The sequence below is a fragment of the Campylobacter concisus genome, from assembly GCF_902460895.1.
GTDB lineage: Bacteria > Campylobacterota > Campylobacteria > Campylobacterales > Campylobacteraceae > Campylobacter_A > Campylobacter_A concisus_BC.
On the sequence record NZ_CABPVL010000002.1, the window covers coordinates 357390 to 375180 of the forward strand.

Below are 17791 nucleotides of genomic sequence, written 5' to 3' on the forward strand. Positions count from 1 at the left end.
AATGCTCTTTAGTGAAAATCTCTAACTATCTCGCAAGCCTCTTTAAGGCCTAGCTTGCAAGCTTTTTTAAGCTCTTTTTCTGCCAGCTTTTTATCCTTTTTTGTGCCTATGCCATGATAGTAAAAGTATGCAAGATGTTTGCACCCACTTGCGCTATCTAGTCTGCATGCCTTGTTGTAATATCTAAACGCCACTTCATCATCTTTTTCTACGCCAAGAGCGTCGTCGTAAAGGCTGGCTAGGTTATTGCAAGCATCGGCAAAGTCAAGCTTGCAAGCTTTAAAATAGAGCTTACCGGCCTTTTCATACTCTTTTTGCTCTTGATATAAGCTCGCTAGGTTGTAGCAAGATATGCTAAAGTCGCTATCACAAGCCTTTTTGTAAAGCTTTACCGCTTCTTTGTAGTCGCGCTTTACGCCAGGCGTGTTGTGGTATAAAACTGCCAGGTTGTAGCACCCTTCATAGAAATTTTGCTCGCAAACTTCTTTGTAAATTTTAGCAGCCTTTTTGTAGTCCCTTTTTACGCCGCCGCCGTTATTATATAAAACTGCGACGTTAAAACAGCTTTGTATAAAAGCTAGATCGCAGCCTTTTTTAAAAGCTTCTAAAGCCATTTTGTGATCTTTCATCTCTTGATACTCAACACCAAGGTTGTGGCAGGCAAATTTGTTATTTTCATCGCAAGCTTTGTTAAGAATTTCTAGTGATTTTGTCACGTCTTTTTTTACGCCAAGTCCGCTTTTGTAAAACTCAGCCAGATAGATGCATGCGTCTAAATTTTTAACCTCGCACTCACTTTTATAAACTCCAAATAGCCTTTTATACTCATCATCGCTATATTTGCGGCTAAAATCAATGCAGTTATCTTCGATGTTGCAGCTATTTGCTTGAGGGATTTTTATCTTTGGATTTGTTGTTAAAGCTATTAAATTTAGTGTTAAAAATATTAGTAAAACTATCTTTTTCATAGAAATTTTCTTTATAAATTTTTGTTGTTATTTTATAAAATTTAGTTTTAAAATGCGAAAAGGTCATTAAATTTATAAGAACAAAATCTATTCTTTAAATTTAACTCTTTTAAATATATTTTTAGCCTTTTTTGGTATTTTTAGTTAGTAAATTTTACAAGGAGAAATAATGAAAATAAACAAAATTTTATTTTTAGTCGCTCTATTTTTGGGCTTTGGCGTGGCAAACGCACAAGACAGCTTTCAGCATATCAGAAACGCTACCGCAAAGATAAACTATGCGGGAGTGAACTTTTTGCTCGACCCTTATCTTGCACCAAAGGGTAAATATCCTGGCTTTGAGGGGACGCTAAACTCACACCTTAGAAATCCTTTGATAGAACTTCCTATGGATGCAAAAGAGGTGTATAAGGGCGTCGATGCGATCATCGTTACGCACACGCATCCTGATCACTGGGATGAGGTCGCGGCTGAAATTTTACCTAAAAATATCGTTATCTTTGCTCAGCATAACGATGATGCGGCGCTAATCAAAAAGCAAGGCTTTAAAGACGTAAGAGTGCTAGACGAATCGGCTGAATTTAAAGGAGTGAAACTACATAAAGCAGGCGGCGCTCACGGCACAGCAGAGATGTATGAAAATAAGCAGCTTGGTGCTATTTTGGGCGATGCGATGGGCGTCGTGTTTGAGGCAAAGGGGCACAAAACGCTTTACGTCATGGGCGATACGCTTTGGACTGCGGACGTAAATAAGGCTCTAAACAAATTTAATCCTAGTGTAGTCGTGATGAATACGGGCGACGCTCGTGTGCTAGCATTTCCTGACAACGGTATCATAATGGGCAAAGCCGACGTAGCTCACGCCGCAAAAGTGCTTAATGGCGCGACTATCATCGCAGTGCATATGGACGCCGTAAATCACACGAGCGTAAGCCGTAAGGATCTTCGTGAATTTGTTAAAAAAGAAGGCATAGAGAGCAAGATCACTATCCCAGATGACGGTGAAATCATCAAATTTTAATCTCAAATTTTACCCTACAAGGCTAGAATTTCTAGCCTTTATCCTAAAATTTTTAAATTTTTGCTAACATTTTGGCTTTTATTAAGGTAAAAATTTGACATTTAACTACGTTTTTAAACTATCCATTCCTATCTTTATGGGCTATTTTCCGCTTGGTGTCGCCTTTGGCGTGCTGGCAAAGAGCATGGGAGTGAGCGCATTTATAGCTATGGCGCTTAGCATGCTTGGATACGGCGGAGCAGCGCAGTTTATGATGCTCTCGCTCTTTAGCGTGGGCACGAGCTATGTTGAGGTCTTTATCGTGAGCTACCTTGTAAATTTGCGTCACACTTTTTATGGAATTTCACTTTTAAAAGAGTATAGCGGGATCAAATTTAGGCTTTTAAACATCGCTTTGCTAACAGATGAGACCTTTGCGATATTTAAAAATTTGGGGCTAAAAGAGGCTAGTGATCGAAGTTTTGTCTTTACCTGGCTAAATTTGCTTTCTTGGTCTTACTGGGCGGCTGGGACGCTTCTTGGTGCGATACTTGGTGACTTTATCAAGGCCGATACAAGAGGGCTTGAGTTTAGCTTAACAGCGCTTTTTACAGTAGTCGTCATCGAGATGTTTAAAAATGATAAAAACTACCGCGTGCTCTTTGCGGCGGTCTTTTTTGGCGTGCTTGGAGTGAGCCTCTTTCCAACTAAATTTGTGCTGGTTGGCTCGATGGCGCTTTGTTTTGTATTTTTGCTTTTGTTTAAGGATAAAATTTGATAAGTGTAAGCTCAAGTGAGATGGTGCTTTTTGTGGCAGTGCTTTTAAGCGCCTTGGCTACTTTTATAACGAGGGCGACGCCGTTTTATGCGTTAAGAAACTATAAGTCAAACCCTTATTTAGACGCCATTGAGAAGCACATGGGTATGATGATAATGGTCGTTTTGGTCTGCTACGGGCTAAAAGATACGAAATTTAGCGAGTTTCCATACGGCTTAAGCGAGATAGTGGCAGTTTTTACGGCTGTTTTGGTGCATTTGAAATTCAAAAATGCCCTTCTTAGCATAGTAGTTTCGACTGGAATTTATATGCTTTTGATAAGAATTTTTTAAATAAATATAAATTTTGAAAATTAATAAATTTTTTAAATATATGACGTTATAATGCTCTAGCAAATTTTAATGCAAAGGAGCTAAAATGCGTTTAATCTTTAAGGCGGTGTTACTCATGATTTTAGGTGCTACTTTAGCGGTTGCTAAGCCAACCATCTACATCCTAGCTACTGGTGGAACGATAGCAGGAAGCGGCTCAGGCTCGCTTGATTCTAGCTATACTTCTGGAACTGTTACGGTCGATAAACTTATCGCAGCCGTGCCAGATATCAACAAGATCGCTACCATAAAAGGCGAGCAAATTTCAAATATCGGCTCACAAGATATGAACAACGAAGTTTGGCTTAAGCTTGCAAATAGAATAAATGAGCTTCTAAACAGCGGCAAAGCTGATGGTATCGTCGTTACTCACGGCACAGACACTATGGAGGAGACAGCTTACTTCTTAAATTTAGTCGTTAAAAGCGACAAGCCAGTTGTGCTTGTAGGTGCGATGAGAAATAGTGGCTCACTAAGCGCTGATGGCCCGCTAAATTTATTTAACGCTGTAAATGTAGCTATCAGCAAAGATAGCGTAGGCAAGGGTGTTGTGGTTACTATGAATGACGAAATTCACGCTGGCAGAGAGGTTACAAAAACTAACACAACAGGCGTTGATACATTTAAATCACCAAATAGCGGCAAGATCGGCACAGTCTTTTATGGCAACGTAAAATACTATATGAACCCACTCAGAAAACACACAGCAAGCTCAGCTTTTGACCTAACTGGCGTAAAAGAGCTTCCAAGAGTTGATATCATCTACTCTCACGCAAATGACAATCCTGACTTTGTAAATGTGGCTGTTAAAAACGGCGCAAAAGGTATCGTTAGCGCTGGTCTTGGCAATGGCAACCCTTACTTTAGCGTCTTAGAGGCTCTTGGCGAGGCTTCAAAAGCTGGCGTAGTGGTAGTTCGTGACTCACGTGTGGGAAGCGGCGAGACAACTATGAACGGCGAAGTCGATGACGCAAAATACGGCTTTTTAACAAGCGACAACCTAAACGCTCAAAAAGCTAGAGTGCTTTTAATGCTTGCACTTACAAAAACAAGCGACAAGGCTAAAATTCAAGAGTATTTCTTAACTCACTAAGCTTAAATTCTCGTGGCGGAACTATTAAATTTATAGCTCCGCCCTCTCTTTTTTAAAATTCACACTAAAATTTAAGGCTCTAAAATGGGTATCAGCGCGCACTACTACGCCTACTTGCAAGATGATATAGAAAAGATCAAAAATGGCGGCGGCGAGCTTTTGGACGAATACGACTTGGATAATTTTTGGGACGCGATGTGTAAGATGCTAACTGGCACAAATTTCAAGCAGAGGCTTAAGGCTGGTGATTTTTTTAGCTCAAATGAGCCTTTTAGCTGGGCTATTTTTGGGCGAAGTGCCTTAAACGAAGAGCTAAGCGAGATGATCTCTTATACTAACGCTTCGGATGTAAAAGAGGTGGCTAGGGCGATGAAAAATGTTGAGATTAGCGCACTTTTAGCAAAGATAAATTTAAAAGAATTTGCAAGCTCAAACACTTATCCTGATATCTTTGGGAGCGAGAGCGAATTTGAAGATATAGGGGCGAGTTTAAAAGAGCACTTTACTGGGCTTTTAAATTTTTATCAAAATGCCGCCAACAAAGGGCTTGGCGTGATAATAGTAATAGGCTAAATTTTTAAATTTATAAATGAAAGGTGATTTAAATTTAGCCAGCTTTAAAGGCAAATAAATTTATAGAGTGCCTACGTGGCAAAAGATAAATTTATACAAAAACATACTTGATAAATTTGCTATCTATCTAGGCTGCGAGGCATATACAAAATCGCCTTTGTTTTAGCGCTAAATTTATTAAATTTATATGCCTAGCGTCAAAAGTCAAATTTCTCACGTCCAAAAGCAAGCTAAATTTGCTAATAAAGCCTTCTTTTATCATAAATTTATAGATTTTGATTTAGCATTTCATTAAAATTTCAAGGCCTCTTATGAATTTCTTGCTATTTTTTATCACCCTTGCGCCCATTTCGATGATGCCAGGTATCAACATGACTTATGCGATGAGCGTTGGTATGAGCTTTGGCTACAAGCACTCGTTTTTCGTGATGGCTGGGCAGCTTTTAGCGATCGCTTTTGTCTCGTTTAGCTGTATGCTCGGCGTGGGAGCGGTACTGCATCATTTTGATTACGCATTTAAGGCGCTAAATATCATCGCAGGCCTTTATATGCTCTATCTTGGCGTGATGCTCTTTTTTGGCAAGGGCGAGCTTAGCATCACAAATGTCTCAAATTTGCCAAGCAAAAAGCAGATGTTTATAAATGGCCTCATCGTTAGCGTCTCAAACCCAAAGGCGTGGATATTTTTCTCAGCCTTGCTGCCTACATTTTTGGATAAAGATGACTCTTTTAGCCTTGCTCGCATGTGCGTTATCACCGTAACGCTCGTTTTCATCGAGTTTTGTGCGCTAAATATCTACGCACTTGGCGGAGCTATGCTAAAGAAATTTTTACAAACGCACCTAAGACTACTTGAAATTTGCACTGCTATCATCGTCTGCACGATCGGCGTGCTCTTGCTTTTTAGATAAATTTATCCCCTTTTTACCTAGCTTGGCTAAAATTTATCCAGTTTGCACTACATTTTTAGCAAAAGGATAAGAGATGAAAAAATTTCTATTTATATTTACAAATCAGCCATATAGCGGCACAGACAACGCTTACAACGCACTAAGGCTGGCTAGAGCGCTAAAAGAAAAGGGCGAAGAGGTTAGGATATTTCTCATGAACGACGCGGTCGATCTTGCGCGAAATAGCACCAAAAAGCCAGAAAACTACGACATTGATCTAGTGGAGATGCTAAAAGAGCTATACGCTGGCGGCGCTATGCTTAAGGTTTGTGGTAGCTGCCAAACAAGGTGCGGTTTGCATGTGGGAGAGCCTTATTTTGAGGCTGAGGTGAAAGGCAGCATGGATATCTTATCCGAGTGGGTGAGAGAGTGCGATCAGGTGATGACATTTTAGAGCAAAAAGGAGAATTTATGAGTTTGACATTTAGTGTAAAAAATAAAAAGAAGCTACTTGGCGGATATGCAAAGGCGCTAAGCGAGCGTGAAATTTCAGCTCTTGTTGAGGGGCTTTTCTTTTTTAACAGCGAGCAAGAGGAGCCAAGCGCAAATGAGCTTGGCGCTGACGTGATGATAGCAGGCGTGTGGCAAAAGAGCGTTCGTGGCTTTGAGCTAAACTACGAAGATGGCGAGTATATCGTGCGCGTTTATACTCCAAGTGGTGTCGGCGACTGGCAGATCGCACTTGAGCTACTCTCAAAGCTCTCAGCCCAAACTGGCTCAAAAATAGAGTGTGACAACGAAAAAAATTATGATAGTGAGCAAATTTTAAAATTTGACTACGAGACTGACATCATGTGGGGGCTTGAAGCGTTAAAAGATATAAAAGAGAAAAATCAAACGCTTTATATCTCTGGCGTGGAGCGAGACGTGGCGTTTGACGCGGTTATGGTAGATGAAATCTTTGCCAGTGCCAGCCCTGCGGCTAAATTTGATGAGATGATGAGGCAGGTGCAGTATCTTGACGCATACAGCGCAAAAGAGCACCTCTATCAAGACAAAGACGGCAACGAAATTTTTGGCACATATACACTTAGTGAAAATTTACCGACCATCTTGCCTTATGCCCCATCTCCGTCGTGGCAGGCGCAAGAAGCGCTTGGAGATCGCAAGGTATCGCGCTGGGTGCTTACGCTAGTTGTGGGCGTGGATGAAAAAGACGCGCATGTGCTTGATGAGTGTGAATATGGAGCTTTCATGGCAAATTTACCAAAAGAAAAATACCATTTCATCGACGCTGCAAACGTGCTTGTTGAGCCACTTAGTGAAGATGAGATGAGAGAAATTTTGCAAAAGGCAAAGGCATAAATTTATTAAACACCAAAAAAATGTAAATTCACCTCAGACTTGCTTAAAACTTAAGCCAGTTTAAGTGCATTTTTAAGCTCATAAAAGCCAGAATTTTACTGACTATGCCGCTTTTTGAGTATGATACGCATGGTTTAAAAAGGATAAAAATGAAAATTTTAAAGGCTATCTTAGCGGCGGTATCGGCGGTTTGCTATCTAAACTCGGCCGTTTTGCCCGAAAGCGACTGGAGCAAAAAGGATCTAAAAGGCGAGGTCAAAAGCATGACGGCTACGGAGTATGAATACTCTATGGATGGCTCTGGCACGCTAGAAAACACACGCGTAAAACGAACGGAGTTTAACAAAAACGGCTATATAGTGCAAGAAACCGAACACATAAACGGCATACCAAATAGCTCGGTTTTATTTGAATACGGCAAAGACGGGCTAATCCGCAAAAAATATCAAGATAGCGCCGTTTATCTCTACGAATACGAATTTGACGGCGAAAATTTAGTCGAGACGGCCAAAGAGCAGTATATCGAGGATAAATTTTACCCGCGCACGGAGAAAACTACTTACGGCAAGGACGGCAAAATGATCGCTCGGGCTGTGTATTCGGGCAGGGAACTAGTGATAGACGATAGCTACGTCTACGACGAAAAGGGCGTTTTAACGCGGATAGAAGATAATATGGAGCCGCGGCACGGCATAGAGATAAGCTTCGAGCGCAAGCCAAATGGTGAATACGAAAAAATCACGCAAGCCCCAAACTCAAAATGGGTTTATTACTACGCCGCAAATGGCGATGAAATGGAGTATACGTCGGTAAATTACTTCGGCTCTGAGGCAAAAATCTGGCAAATCTTGCAGTTTAAGGATATAAGCAGAGACGAGCGGGGAAATTTGACACATAAAACTTCAGTCAAATTTAAGCCCGCGGACAAATACTACGAAAACGGCGACATAAAAGAGATCGGTCTATACAAAAAACTACAAATCAGCTACGAATACTACGAATAAAATAACCGCTCTTAAATTTACAATCCTGCTGGCGGAGGCTAGTTGGCTTGATAAAACTGAGCATCGACATTAAACTGCTAAACTGGGCGGTGCATGTTTTTATTTTTGCTTTTTAGCCATTTTACCGCTAAATTTAGTAAGACTTAAATTCTTAGCTCATACGCATCGCTTAAAAGACCTTAAATTTACCCACATTAACCGATAGCTGCCGAGTTTTGATTATTTATTTAGCTTCTTTTGGTTAAAATCAGCCCAAATTTACAAAACTAAAGGTTAAAAATGAAACAAGGCAAAGTTTGGAAATTTGGCGATAACATCGACACTGACATCATCATCGCTGCAAGATATTTAAACACTTCAGACGAAAAAGAGCTAGCAAAACACATCATGGAAGACGCTGATCCTAAATTTAGCTCAAAAATAGCAAAAGGCGACATCATCGTAGCTGGCGAAAATTTTGGCTGCGGAAGCTCAAGAGAGCACGCCCCGTTAGCGCTAAAAGAGGCTGGTATAGCAGCTGTTGTGGCTAAAAGCTTTGCGAGGATTTTTTATAGAAACAGCTTTAATACAGGGCTTTTGATACTTGAGATAAAAGAGAGTGATGAGATAAACGAGGGCGACACGCTAAAGATCGACGTAGATAACGGCGTCATCATAGATGAAAGCACAAAAAAAGAGTATAAATTTAACGCTATCCCGCCATTTATGCAAGAGCTTTTAAACGCTGGAGGCCTTATCGAGTACGCAAAAGCGAAGATGAACTAAGGAGCGGCGATGAAAAACTATAGAATTTGCGTTATAAAAGGCGATGGTATCGGCCCTGAGATCATCGACGAGGCGATAAAGGTTTTAGACGTCGTAAGTGCCGAGTTTGGTATCAAATTTGAGTATGACTATAAGCTAATGGGTGGCGCAGCATACGACGTTTTTGGCGAGCCACTGCCAGATGAGACGCTAAGCTCGGCACTTAGTAGCGATGCTGTGCTTTTTGGAGCAATCGGCGGCGAGAAATGGGACAGCCTGCCAAGACACCTAAGACCAGAAAGCGGGCTTTTAAAGATCAGAAAAGAGCTAGAAGCTTATGCAAATTTACGCCCAGCCATCATCTTTGACGAGCTAGTGGATGCTAGCACGCTAAAGCCAGAGGTTTTAAAGGGCGTTGATTTTGTCGTGGTTCGTGAGCTAACTGGTGGGCTTTATTTTGGGCAGCCACGTGAAAAAGGCGAAGATAGAGCGTTTAATACGATGCTTTATACTAAATTTGAGATCGAGCGCATCGCAAAGATCGCCTTTGAGACGGCTATGCTTCGTAAGAAAAAGGTCTGTATGGTCGATAAGGCAAATGTCCTTGAGACGAGCCAGCTTTGGCGCGAGGTGACTAGTGAGGTGGCAAAGGGCTATCCTGAAGTAGAGCTAAGCTTTATGTATGTTGATAACGCAGCGATGCAGCTAGTAAGGGCGCCAGCAAATTTTGACGTCATACTTACTGAAAATTTATTTGGCGACATTTTAAGCGACGAAGCGAGCATGGTTTGTGGCTCGATAGGACTTTTACCAAGTGCTAGCATGGGCGGTAAAGTGGGAATTTATGAGCCTATCCACGGTTCAGCGCCAGACATCGCAGGGCAGGGCATAGCAAATCCGATCGCGACCATTTTAAGTGCGGCGATGATGCTAAGATACGCTTTTGGCGAGAGCGAAGCTGCAAATGCGATAGAAAATGCCGTAAAAACAGCGCTTGCAAAGGGATATAGAACAAAAGATATCGCCGCTTTTAACGCAGTTGAAATTTGCTCAACAAGTGAGATAGGCGACGTGATAGCAGGATTTATCAAAAAATGAAAAACACGATCACTGAAGCACTGATCTATGAGGCGCAAGGGCTAAAAGATGACGCGCTTGAAATTTACAAGAACATCTTAAAGCAAGACCCGTCAAACAAGGACGCCCTTAGCGCGATAAACCGCCTGAGCGGACTTCGCAAGGAGCGCGTGATAAAAAATGAGCAGATGAAAGAGTTTTTTATCAGGATGAAAAGTGACGAAGAGATAAATGAATTTAAAAGGTGGTTGATAAGATTATGAAGCTTGATGATATCGCTAGGATGGCTATTAGTGAGGTTAGCGCCGAGCTTGAGAAGATAGAGGCACTGCAAAACAAAAAGCAAGAAGAGCTTGAAAGGGAGAATTTAAAAAAAGAGCTTTTAGCAATAGAAACTGCTGATGAGCAAGTACTTGAAGAGCCAAAAGTAGAGCCAAGTGTGCCAAGCGCGCAAAGCGAGCCAGAGTCAAAGGTAGCGCAAATTTTGCCAAAGAGCAGGGAGATAAGTGATGAAGAAATTTTCTTAGCAAACCTTGCTGAACGCATAGAGGTGCTTTTTGAAGGGCTTAAGCAAACTAGCGAGCAAGAGCTTAGTCAAAGGCTCGAGCTAACGACTAAATTTTTAGAATTTACCCTTGCAAACATCGAAAATAGACTACAAAATCTCTCAAAATAATAAATTTGAGGCAAAAAGTGGGACAGAAATTTATAAAAATAGCGAGCTAGACTTTTTTAGATCGCTATTTGCTCCATTTAGCAAGCGTGTCTATCTAGTCGGAGGCTGCGTAAGAGACGCGCTTTTGGGACGAGAAATTTATGACTACGATATTGAAATTTACGACATCGAGCCTGCTAAATTTGACGAGCTGATGGCTAGCATAAAGGCTAGTGGTGTTGGCAAAAGCTACTTCATCTACAAATACAAAAACTACGATCTTGGCTTGCCTAGAAGCGAGAGTAAGACTGGAAATTCGCACAAAGACTTTGCCGTAAGCTATATAAATGATCCAAGCTTTGCAAGTCTTAGGCGTGATTTTACGGTAAATGCCATGATGATGAACATCTTTGACGGCGAAATTTTGGACTTTCACGGCGGTAAAAAGGACCTTGCGAGCAAGACGCTAAGGCACATAGATAATGAGAAATTTAAAGAAGATCCTCTAAGGGTGCTTAGGGGCGTGCAGTTTAGCGCAAGGCTTGGCTTTAGCTTAGCTGACGAGACGCTAGAGCTTATGAAAACGCTTGATTTAGCGCATCTAAGCCGTGATAGGATAAATACCGAGCTCATTAAATTTTTTAGGGCAAAGGAGCTTGAAAAAGGGGCGTTTTATCTTTTTAAGCTCTCTCTTTTTGAGCAAATTTTTGGCGTTCAAATTCGCAAGAATGATGAGTTTTTGAGCGAACTTAAGAGTGCTAGAAATTTCGTGGATGATGAGCGGCTATTTTTATATATGCTTTTTGGTAAATTTGAGCTTGACGCAAAGGAAATTTTAGAGAAAATGCGCCTGCCAAAGAGCTACTTTTCTATCTTGAAAGAGCCCTATTTTAAAGATATGCCAAGTGACAATGAGCTACTAGAAATTGCTCTAAATATGCCACTAAAATCATGGCTAGGAGCTTATAGCAAAGAGCGCATAGAGCGCGCAAAAGTGCTTGGAGTTTATGAAGCTAAATTTGACGCAAAGGTCGATATGAGCGAGATATTGGCGGCTGGCTTTAAAAATGAGATGATCGCCGCTGAGATAAAACGCAGACAGGAGCTTGAAATTTCAAGCTATCTTAGCAAGCGCAAATTTAGAAAATCTTAATCTTTAAAACTCTTAAAAGCCCATTTTGGCTAAAATGAGCCAGTTTATAACACTTTTTAAGGCAAAAATAAAGTTATGTTTAACATAGTCCTAGTCCATCCTCAGATACCGCAAAACACTGGAGCTATCGGCAGAATGTGTGTAAATGCAAATTTAAAGCTACATATCGTTAAGCCAACCGTGTTTGACCTGAGCGAAAAGGCGGTTAGACGAGCAGGGCTTGATTATTGGAAAATTTTAGATCCAAAAATTTGGGAGAGTTTGGATGAATTTTTACAGGCAAATTTAAGCCACAAAGAGCGATTTTTCTTTGCTACGACTAAGACAAATAGGCTTTACTACGACGCTAAATTTGAGCCAGGAGATTTTATATTTTTTGGCGGAGAGAGCACAGGGCTACCAAGAGAATTTATGGATATAAATTTTAAAAATGCCATAACGATCCCGATGGGAAAAGAGGGCAGGAGCTTAAATTTAGCCATGAGTGCTGGCATCATCGCGTATGAGGCGATCAGGCAAAACATCTCTAAATTTGACTTTAGGAGCGAGGTTTGAGAGCGCTCTTTGCATTAGTTTTTGCCGTTTTTATGGCGTTTGCTAGCGAGATAAGCATCGCAACTTATAATGTGCAAAATTTATTTGACTGCAAGGATGATGGCAGCGAATATCCTGACTTTAAATCTGGCACTTCAAAGTGGGACTGCGAGGCGGCTAGCTCAAAACTAAAAAGAACAAGGCAGGTCATAGACGCCATAGATACCGACATCATCGCACTTGAAGAGGTTGAAAACGAGCAGGTTTTAAGGGCTTTGGTTGATGGCAGTGAGTATAAATTTATAGCCTTTAGCAAGGCAAAAAACTCTCCAGTCGGACTAGCTCTTGTGTCAAAAATAAAGCCAAGTGGCAGTGAAATTTTTGAAGTGCCAAATGTAAAAACTAGAAACATTTTAAAGGTCATTTTTGAGGTGGAGGGTAAGAAATTTAGCGTTTTTGTTAATCACTTCCCAGCTTATAAAAACGGCATAAATATGCAAAAAAAGGCTGAAAGAACGCTAAGAGCTGCTCTTGGTAACGAGCAAAATGCCATAGTTTTGGGCGATTTTAACTCACCTTATGGGCAAAAATCCATCTTAAATGATATCATCGCAACTCGTGGATTTTATGATCTTTATAGCTTTTTAGCCCCAAAAGATAGATACTCTCATGCAGTCCATGGCAAAAAGCGAGCTATTGACCACGTTTTGCTCTCGCCTAGCTTTATGGCAAATGGTGATCTAAGCTACATTGATGGCAGTTTTGAAGTCTTTAAACCAAGCTTTATGGTCGATGAGCATGGCTTTGCAAAGAGCGATCTTTATTCAGATCATTTTGCACTTAAATTTAAAATCTCAACTAAACCAAGTCCTGCTAAATCAAATGAAAATTTAAAAAAAGAAGCTAAAAAAGTAGAAGAACAAAACTATAAAAAAGCTGATATAGAGACGCTTTTTGAGCATCCTGAGGCCATGCCAGCACTTGTGGAGCGAGCCGTTGTCATCTTAAAAGATAAGCATGGCTTTATCATCTCAAAAAATCGCCGTGGAATTTACGTTTTTGATCCTAAAAATAGCGTCGGCGTGGGCGATGAGCTTGACATCTTGGTCAGGCGAGTGAAATTTTACAAAGAGGCGCTTGAAATAAGCTCTTATGAGATCATAAATGAGTATGGCACAAAAGATGTGAGTGAAAATTTACTTGATAGCTCGAAACTAAGTGAGGCTAGAAGTGGCGACGTGATCGCTAAAATTTCAGGCAAGCTGGAGAGTGGCTACTTGCATACTCCACATGGCAAGATCAGAGTTTATAGCAAAAAAAGGCTAAAAGATGGCGAGTATAGCTTTGAGCGAGCGAGGGTGAAAATTTATAAAAACGAAAAAGAGATCGTTGTGGAGTAGATGGTGCAAATTTTAGATATTTTTATGATCGCAGCGTTTGTTTTGTTTGTGATATTTATGATAAGAGGCGTCATTGTGCAGGCGCAAGAGAAGGAGAAAGCAAGAGAGATGATAAGAGAAAAAAGAGAAAATTTTAATAAAAAGAGTGAGATATGAAAGAGTTGTTACTAGAGATCGGAGTCGAGGAGCTTCCAGCGATACCATTTTTAAGGGAGCTGCCAAACATCAATGCTAAATGGCAGGCTGTGCTTGAAAAATATAACATCAAAAGCGAGTTTAAATTTTACTACACGCCGCGCCGTTTGGTCTTTTTCCATGAGAAATTCCCGCTGGCTCAGCCAGATAGCGTGGCTAGTTTTGTCGGTGCGCCAAAGCAAGTGGCGCTAAAAGACGGAGCTTTTACAAAGGCTGCACTTAGCTTTGCAAATAAATGTGGCATAAGCGAGAGTGAGCTTAAATTTAAAGAGATAGACAGCAAAGAGGTGCTTTACTACGAAAAAGAGGTGAAGGGCGAGCCAGTCGCTAAGATAATGGGCGACATGGTCGAGGAGTTTTTAAAGAGCCTTAGCTTTGGCAAGTCTATGCGTTGGGGCAACGGCGAGTTTGAGTTTATCCGACCGATAAGATCGTTTTTGTGCTTGCTGGGCGATGAGGTCATTAAATTTAACAAATTTGGCGTAGAGAGTAGCAACTCTACCTATCCTCACAGAAGCATCAGCTACGACAAGATAAAAATTTCAAATATAAAAGAGTATTTTGAAGGCTCAAAGAGCCGTGGGGTCGTGCTAGAGGCAGACGAAAGAGAGAAAATAATCCTTGATGAATTTGAAAAGATCAGCCAAAAAAGTGGGCTAAAGATCGAGATAGATAAAGACTTGCTAGCTGAAGTAGTGGCGATCACAGAGTATCCAACAGCGCTTCTTGGCTCGTTTGAAGAGGAGTTTTTAGAGGTTCCAAGCGAGGTCATCATCACATCGATGAAAGAAAATCAGCGCTACTTCCCAGTCTTTAAAGATGGCAAGCTAGCAAATGGCTTTGTGGTCGTTAGTAACGCCATCACAAAGGACTACTCACTCATTATTAAGGGCAACGAAAAGGTGCTAAGAGCAAGACTAAGCGACGCGATGTTCTTTTGGCAAAGCGACCTTAAGGCCGAATTTAGCCCAGAAAAACTAAAAAATATAACCTACCTAAAAGAGCTTGGAAGTATCTACGAAAAAGAGCTTAGAGAGCTAAAGGTGGCTAAAAAACTTGCTAGCAACTATGGTGAGCTACTTAAAAAAGAAGCTGGCGAGTACGCGGCCAAGCTGGAGCGAGCTGTGATGCTAAGTAAGGCTGATCTTACAACGCAGATGGTTTATGAATTTACCGAGCTTCAAGGCATCATGGGTGCTTACTACGCAAAGGCTAAAAATGAAGATGAAAACGTCGTTTTAGCTATAAAAGAGCAGTATTTGCCAGATGGCGAGGAGGCGCAGTGCCCAAGCAAGGTCTTTAGCTCGGTTGTGGCGCTTTCAAATAAGCTTGATACGCTAATGGGGCTCTTTAGCATCGGCAAAATCCCAAGCGGCACCAAGGACCCATACGCTCTAAGGCGCGCGGCAAATGGCGTGATAAAGATTGTTTTGGCGCATAATCTAAAATTTAACGTAAAAGAAATTTTAGAAGATATTGCAAAAGATTATAAGAAATTTGACGTTGAAGTGCTTATAAATTTCATCCTTGATAGGCTCTACACCTTCTTTGACGTAAATGCTTCTATCGTAAAAGCGTGCATAAAAAGCGGCGAAAAGGACATCTTGGAGCTAACTAAGATGATAGAGGCACTTGCTAAAATTTCAAGCGAGCCAAATTTTAGGGAGAATTTCTCGACATTTAAGCGCCTTGCAAACATCATAAAAGATGATAAATTTAGCAAGGTCGATGAGAGCCTCTTTGAGATAGATGCTGAAAAGGCCTTAAATGACGCATTTAAAGCCGTCGATAAGAGCTTGGCATACGAGCCAAGGCTAAAAGCGCTATTTGCACTAAAACCGCAGATAGATGAGTTTTTTGACAAAGTTATGATAAACGTTGAAAACGAGAAGGTGCGAAATAACCGCGTCGCGATAATCGGTCAAATTTATAGTGAGATACTAAAAGTAGCTGATATAAAAGAGATCAGCTTTTAAATTTGCGCCAGCTTCGGGCTTTGCCTAGGCTGGCTTTTAAATTTACTCCTTAAAAATATCAAATTCTGGCTCGTAAGCCTTAGTTTTTACCCCAAAATATCCAAGAACTGAGCTAAAGATAAAATCATGCGAAAGGCTCTCATCTTTTCTAGATTTTAGTCTTTTTAAAAGCTCGCTATCGCTTGAAAAGACGATGGCTGGGATGTGTTTTTGCTCGTCTGGAGCGATGGAGTAAGGCAGTCCGTGTAAATATATGCCATTTTCGTCTAGGCTCTCTCCGTGATCTGAGAAAAAGAACATGGCAACCTCAAATTTATCTTTTCTTGCTTCAAGGGCGTTTATCAGCTCGCTTTGTAGATAGTCCTCGTATAAAATGGTGTTGTCATAGGTGTTTGCTATCTCATCTGGCGTGCATTTGTTTAGCTCGGCGGTGTCGCATGTTGGGGTGAATTCTTTAAACTTACTTGGGTAGCCTTTGTAGTAGATAGGGCCATGTGAGCCTTGCAAATGTAGCACGATAAATGTAGTGGAATTTGCATCTTTTATGACCTTTTTTGCCTCATCAAATATCACTTCATCAAAGCCAGCTGCTCTGTGCTCTGAGGTGTGGTTTTGATCAAGATTGTCGCAAATCACTACTTCTATTTTTCGCAGTCGCCACTATTGTTGCCAAAAAAATATGTTTTTATGCCAAGTTTATTGATGATATCAACTAAATTTTCACGAGCTTTAGCTTCGCGGTTGCTAAAATTTTCTCGCTTTAAGTCTGAAAATAGGCAAGGCACGCTAGTCTCTGTCGCGGTTCCACATGAGTAGAAATTTGTAAAACTTACCACATCTTTTTGCTTGGTGAATTTATTTGTATTGTTTTTAGTGTAGCTATTTAGTGAGTAGTTTTTGCTCCTTTGTGTCTCGCCAACTATCAAAACTAAAATTTTCTTTTTATCGTTAGTAAGCGTTGCGTCATCTGCCACGTAGGTAAAAGGGAGTGGTTTTTGCGCCAAAGACTTTGCTAATCTTATGCCAGAGTAGATGGGATAGTATGGGAGTAAAACGCTTGAGGCGTTATGCTCTCTAAAAAAATGGTATAAAAATTTTAGACATGAGAGTAAAGATTATAGCTGCACTTGCCAAAGTGCTAAGGGCTATTTTTAGCCTTGATCTAAGCGCATTTTTAAAACTGCCATAGCTAATCTTTACAAGCGCTACATATACGCAGGGCAGGATAGTTGTAAGAATAATCCAAAAGACTAAACCTGTACTAATGTAACTAAAAGCCTCTTTTGTATCAGTGTGTAGGACGTTTAATAGCATGCCTTTATCTATAATGACGCCGTAAATTTGCATAAAGTAGGCAGATGCTGCTAATCATGATGAGAAAGATAGCAAGAGGTTTTAGCAAAAATGGCACAAGCAAAATGCAAAAAACTCCAGCAAAGAGCAAAAGAAAAAATATGCTAAGTAGAGCAAAAAGCAGTATAGAAAAAGACAAAGTGTCGCCCGATAAAAACCCTAAAAACACGCCCTTAAATAAAAATATGTAGTTTATGAAAAACATATAAGCTACAAATAAAATTAAAAATTTAACAAAGCTTATATGTCTTATTTTGTCGATGTTTAGTATTTCTAGCCACCTTCTTTCAGGGGCGTAATGATAGAGCTAAAATGTAAATGGCTAGAAATTTAGAAGAGAAAAACTATTTTTTCTTTTTCTTGCTTTTTAGCTTCTTGTTTTTTGACTTCTTTTCAGGCTCAGCCTTTTTCGCCTTTTGGCTATCTTTTACACTAAGCTTTTCTTTGACCTTTTGCATGTCGTTAAAGCCGATGCCTTGAACCTTCTCAAGCTCCTCGACACTTTTAAATTTATGAGCTTTTCTATATTTTATGACGTTTAGCGCTTGGCTCTTGTTTAGCCCAAGGCTCATTAGCTCGCTCTTGCTAGCTGTGTTTAGATCAGCGCCGTATGCAAGGCTTGCAAGCGCTAGACAAAGTAAAATTTTTAATCTTTTCATCTT

Annotated in this window: 24 protein-coding genes; 19 read left to right on the forward strand and 5 right to left on the reverse strand. The window is 40.6% G+C overall.

Annotated features, from left to right (window positions below; all coding sequences use genetic code 11):
- Nucleotides 1-8: 8 nt before the first annotated feature.
- Nucleotides 9-968: a tetratricopeptide repeat protein gene (locus F3G98_RS02980; protein ID WP_149725717.1), complete on the reverse strand. Its 960-nt coding sequence runs from the start codon at nucleotides 966-968 to the stop codon at nucleotides 9-11.
- 169 nt (nucleotides 969-1137) lie between these two features.
- Here F3G98_RS02980 and F3G98_RS02985 point away from each other — a divergent pair, with 169 nt between their 5' ends.
- From F3G98_RS02985 to glyS, 18 genes are all read left to right on the forward strand, one after another.
- Nucleotides 1138-1989 carry an MBL fold metallo-hydrolase gene (locus F3G98_RS02985; protein WP_149725718.1) on the forward strand — a complete coding sequence of 284 codons (852 nt, stop codon included), beginning with the start codon at nucleotides 1138-1140 and terminating at the stop codon, nucleotides 1987-1989.
- A 94-nt stretch (nucleotides 1990-2083) separates the two neighbouring features.
- Nucleotides 2084-2746: an AzlC family ABC transporter permease gene (locus F3G98_RS02990; protein WP_149725719.1), complete on the forward strand. Its 663-nt coding sequence runs from the start codon at nucleotides 2084-2086 to the stop codon at nucleotides 2744-2746.
- Entirely contained in the window at nucleotides 2743-3078 is a 336-nt protein-coding gene (locus tag F3G98_RS02995) for a branched-chain amino acid transporter permease (RefSeq protein WP_103558556.1), read from the forward strand. Before F3G98_RS02990 ends, F3G98_RS02995 begins: the two co-directional genes overlap by 4 nt.
- An 85-nt stretch (nucleotides 3079-3163) precedes the next feature.
- A complete protein-coding gene (locus F3G98_RS03000; protein WP_149725720.1) occupies nucleotides 3164-4210 on the forward strand; it encodes a type II asparaginase in 1047 nt (348 codons plus the stop codon).
- A gap of 84 nt (nucleotides 4211-4294) precedes the next feature.
- Complete coding sequence (locus F3G98_RS03005; protein ID WP_149725721.1) at nucleotides 4295-4783, forward strand: DUF1877 family protein; 489 nt, start codon at nucleotides 4295-4297, stop codon at nucleotides 4781-4783.
- 311 nt (nucleotides 4784-5094) lie between these two features.
- The gene (locus tag F3G98_RS03010) at nucleotides 5095-5694 is read left to right on the forward strand and encodes a LysE family translocator (protein ID WP_149725722.1); all 600 of its coding nucleotides are present in this window, start codon (nucleotides 5095-5097) and stop codon (nucleotides 5692-5694) included.
- Nucleotides 5695-5767: 73 nt separating this feature from the next.
- Nucleotides 5768-6127 carry a DsrE/DsrF/TusD sulfur relay family protein gene (locus F3G98_RS03015; RefSeq protein WP_149725723.1) on the forward strand — a complete coding sequence of 120 codons (360 nt, stop codon included), beginning with the start codon at nucleotides 5768-5770 and terminating at the stop codon, nucleotides 6125-6127.
- A gap of 17 nt (nucleotides 6128-6144) precedes the next feature.
- On the forward strand, nucleotides 6145-7038 hold the full coding sequence (locus F3G98_RS03020; RefSeq protein ID WP_012140002.1) for a DUF4299 family protein: 894 nt from the start codon (nucleotides 6145-6147) through the stop codon (nucleotides 7036-7038).
- Nucleotides 7039-7187: 149 nt separating this feature from the next.
- On the forward strand, nucleotides 7188-8042 hold the full coding sequence (locus tag F3G98_RS03025; protein WP_103607650.1) for a hypothetical protein: 855 nt from the start codon (nucleotides 7188-7190) through the stop codon (nucleotides 8040-8042).
- A 279-nt stretch (nucleotides 8043-8321) separates the two neighbouring features.
- Nucleotides 8322-8807 carry a 3-isopropylmalate dehydratase small subunit gene (locus F3G98_RS03030; protein WP_103607651.1) on the forward strand — a complete coding sequence of 162 codons (486 nt, stop codon included), beginning with the start codon at nucleotides 8322-8324 and terminating at the stop codon, nucleotides 8805-8807.
- A 9-nt stretch (nucleotides 8808-8816) separates the two neighbouring features.
- Nucleotides 8817-9884, forward strand: a complete 1068-nt coding sequence (gene leuB, locus F3G98_RS03035; protein ID WP_103607652.1) for a 3-isopropylmalate dehydrogenase — start codon at nucleotides 8817-8819, stop codon at nucleotides 9882-9884.
- On the forward strand, nucleotides 9881-10126 hold the full coding sequence (locus F3G98_RS03040; RefSeq protein WP_002941772.1) for a hypothetical protein: 246 nt from the start codon (nucleotides 9881-9883) through the stop codon (nucleotides 10124-10126). The genes leuB and F3G98_RS03040 overlap by 4 nt, the downstream gene beginning before the upstream one ends.
- Nucleotides 10123-10539, forward strand: a complete 417-nt coding sequence (locus F3G98_RS03045; RefSeq protein WP_149725724.1) for a CiaD-like domain-containing protein — start codon at nucleotides 10123-10125, stop codon at nucleotides 10537-10539. Before F3G98_RS03040 ends, F3G98_RS03045 begins: the two co-directional genes overlap by 4 nt.
- Nucleotides 10499-11671 (forward strand): tRNA nucleotidyltransferase/poly(A) polymerase family protein, encoded by a 1173-nt coding sequence (locus F3G98_RS03050; RefSeq protein WP_149725725.1) that lies wholly within the window; start codon nucleotides 10499-10501, stop codon nucleotides 11669-11671. Before F3G98_RS03045 ends, F3G98_RS03050 begins: the two co-directional genes overlap by 41 nt.
- Nucleotides 11672-11746: 75 nt before the next feature.
- A complete protein-coding gene (locus F3G98_RS03055) occupies nucleotides 11747-12226 on the forward strand; it encodes a tRNA (cytidine(34)-2'-O)-methyltransferase (protein WP_149711808.1) in 480 nt (159 codons plus the stop codon).
- Nucleotides 12223-13605, forward strand: a complete 1383-nt coding sequence (locus F3G98_RS03060; RefSeq protein WP_149725726.1) for an endonuclease/exonuclease/phosphatase family protein — start codon at nucleotides 12223-12225, stop codon at nucleotides 13603-13605. The genes F3G98_RS03055 and F3G98_RS03060 overlap by 4 nt, the downstream gene beginning before the upstream one ends.
- Before the next feature lie 3 nt (nucleotides 13606-13608).
- Nucleotides 13609-13761: a hypothetical protein gene (locus F3G98_RS10340; protein WP_180999458.1), complete on the forward strand. Its 153-nt coding sequence runs from the start codon at nucleotides 13609-13611 to the stop codon at nucleotides 13759-13761.
- Complete coding sequence (glyS, locus tag F3G98_RS03065) at nucleotides 13758-15776, forward strand: glycine--tRNA ligase subunit beta (protein WP_103607656.1); 2019 nt, start codon at nucleotides 13758-13760, stop codon at nucleotides 15774-15776. Before F3G98_RS10340 ends, glyS begins: the two co-directional genes overlap by 4 nt.
- 42 nt (nucleotides 15777-15818) lie before the next feature.
- On the opposite strand, the gene F3G98_RS10870 is transcribed toward glyS, so the two are convergent.
- From F3G98_RS10870 to F3G98_RS10750, 3 genes are all read right to left on the reverse strand, one after another.
- Nucleotides 15819-16412, reverse strand: a complete 594-nt coding sequence (locus tag F3G98_RS10870; RefSeq protein ID WP_258031027.1) for a phosphoethanolamine transferase — start codon at nucleotides 16410-16412, stop codon at nucleotides 15819-15821.
- 5 nt (nucleotides 16413-16417) lie between these two features.
- Nucleotides 16418-16780, reverse strand: a complete 363-nt coding sequence (locus tag F3G98_RS10875) for a sulfatase-like hydrolase/transferase (RefSeq protein ID WP_258031026.1) — start codon at nucleotides 16778-16780, stop codon at nucleotides 16418-16420.
- 70 nt (nucleotides 16781-16850) lie between these two features.
- Nucleotides 16851-17123 carry a phosphoethanolamine transferase domain-containing protein gene (locus tag F3G98_RS10750; protein ID WP_223231301.1) on the reverse strand — a complete coding sequence of 91 codons (273 nt, stop codon included), beginning with the start codon at nucleotides 17121-17123 and terminating at the stop codon, nucleotides 16851-16853.
- 11 nt (nucleotides 17124-17134) lie between these two features.
- Between F3G98_RS10750 and F3G98_RS10755 the strand changes: the two genes are divergently transcribed.
- On the forward strand, nucleotides 17135-17320 hold the full coding sequence (locus tag F3G98_RS10755; RefSeq protein WP_223231302.1) for a hypothetical protein: 186 nt from the start codon (nucleotides 17135-17137) through the stop codon (nucleotides 17318-17320).
- Between the two features lie 153 nt (nucleotides 17321-17473).
- On the opposite strand, the gene F3G98_RS03075 is transcribed toward F3G98_RS10755, so the two are convergent.
- A complete protein-coding gene (locus F3G98_RS03075) occupies nucleotides 17474-17788 on the reverse strand; it encodes a ComEA family DNA-binding protein (RefSeq protein ID WP_149725727.1) in 315 nt (104 codons plus the stop codon).
- Nucleotides 17789-17791 lie beyond the last annotated feature (3 nt).

Excerpts from the sequence above, each read along its gene's own strand:
- F3G98_RS03075 (WP_149725727.1), bottom strand. The coding sequence starts at position 17,788 with ATGAAAAGATTAAAAATTTTACTTTGTCTAGCGCTTGCAAGCCTTGCA.
- F3G98_RS02985 (WP_149725718.1), top strand. The coding sequence starts at position 1,138 with ATGAAAATAAACAAAATTTTATTTTTAGTCGCTCTATTTTTGGGCTTT.
- F3G98_RS03045 (WP_149725724.1), top strand. The coding sequence starts at position 10,123 with ATGAAGCTTGATGATATCGCTAGGATGGCTATTAGTGAGGTTAGCGCC.
- F3G98_RS03000 (WP_149725720.1), top strand. The coding sequence starts at position 3,164 with ATGCGTTTAATCTTTAAGGCGGTGTTACTCATGATTTTAGGTGCTACT.
- F3G98_RS03005 (WP_149725721.1), top strand. The coding sequence starts at position 4,295 with ATGGGTATCAGCGCGCACTACTACGCCTACTTGCAAGATGATATAGAA.
- F3G98_RS10750 (WP_223231301.1), bottom strand. The coding sequence starts at position 17,123 with ATGCAAATTTACGGCGTCATTATAGATAAAGGCATGCTATTAAACGTC.
- F3G98_RS02980 (WP_149725717.1), bottom strand. The coding sequence starts at position 968 with ATGAAAAAGATAGTTTTACTAATATTTTTAACACTAAATTTAATAGCT.
- F3G98_RS03025 (WP_103607650.1), top strand. The coding sequence starts at position 7,188 with ATGAAAATTTTAAAGGCTATCTTAGCGGCGGTATCGGCGGTTTGCTAT.
- F3G98_RS03030 (WP_103607651.1), top strand. The coding sequence starts at position 8,322 with ATGAAACAAGGCAAAGTTTGGAAATTTGGCGATAACATCGACACTGAC.
- F3G98_RS03020 (WP_012140002.1), top strand. The coding sequence starts at position 6,145 with ATGAGTTTGACATTTAGTGTAAAAAATAAAAAGAAGCTACTTGGCGGA.
- F3G98_RS03015 (WP_149725723.1), top strand. The coding sequence starts at position 5,768 with ATGAAAAAATTTCTATTTATATTTACAAATCAGCCATATAGCGGCACA.
- F3G98_RS03010 (WP_149725722.1), top strand. The coding sequence starts at position 5,095 with ATGAATTTCTTGCTATTTTTTATCACCCTTGCGCCCATTTCGATGATG.
- glyS (WP_103607656.1), top strand. The coding sequence starts at position 13,758 with ATGAAAGAGTTGTTACTAGAGATCGGAGTCGAGGAGCTTCCAGCGATA.
- F3G98_RS03040 (WP_002941772.1), top strand. The coding sequence starts at position 9,881 with ATGAAAAACACGATCACTGAAGCACTGATCTATGAGGCGCAAGGGCTA.
- F3G98_RS03055 (WP_149711808.1), top strand. The coding sequence starts at position 11,747 with ATGTTTAACATAGTCCTAGTCCATCCTCAGATACCGCAAAACACTGGA.
- F3G98_RS10755 (WP_223231302.1), top strand. The coding sequence starts at position 17,135 with ATGCTGCTAATCATGATGAGAAAGATAGCAAGAGGTTTTAGCAAAAAT.
- leuB (WP_103607652.1), top strand. The coding sequence starts at position 8,817 with ATGAAAAACTATAGAATTTGCGTTATAAAAGGCGATGGTATCGGCCCT.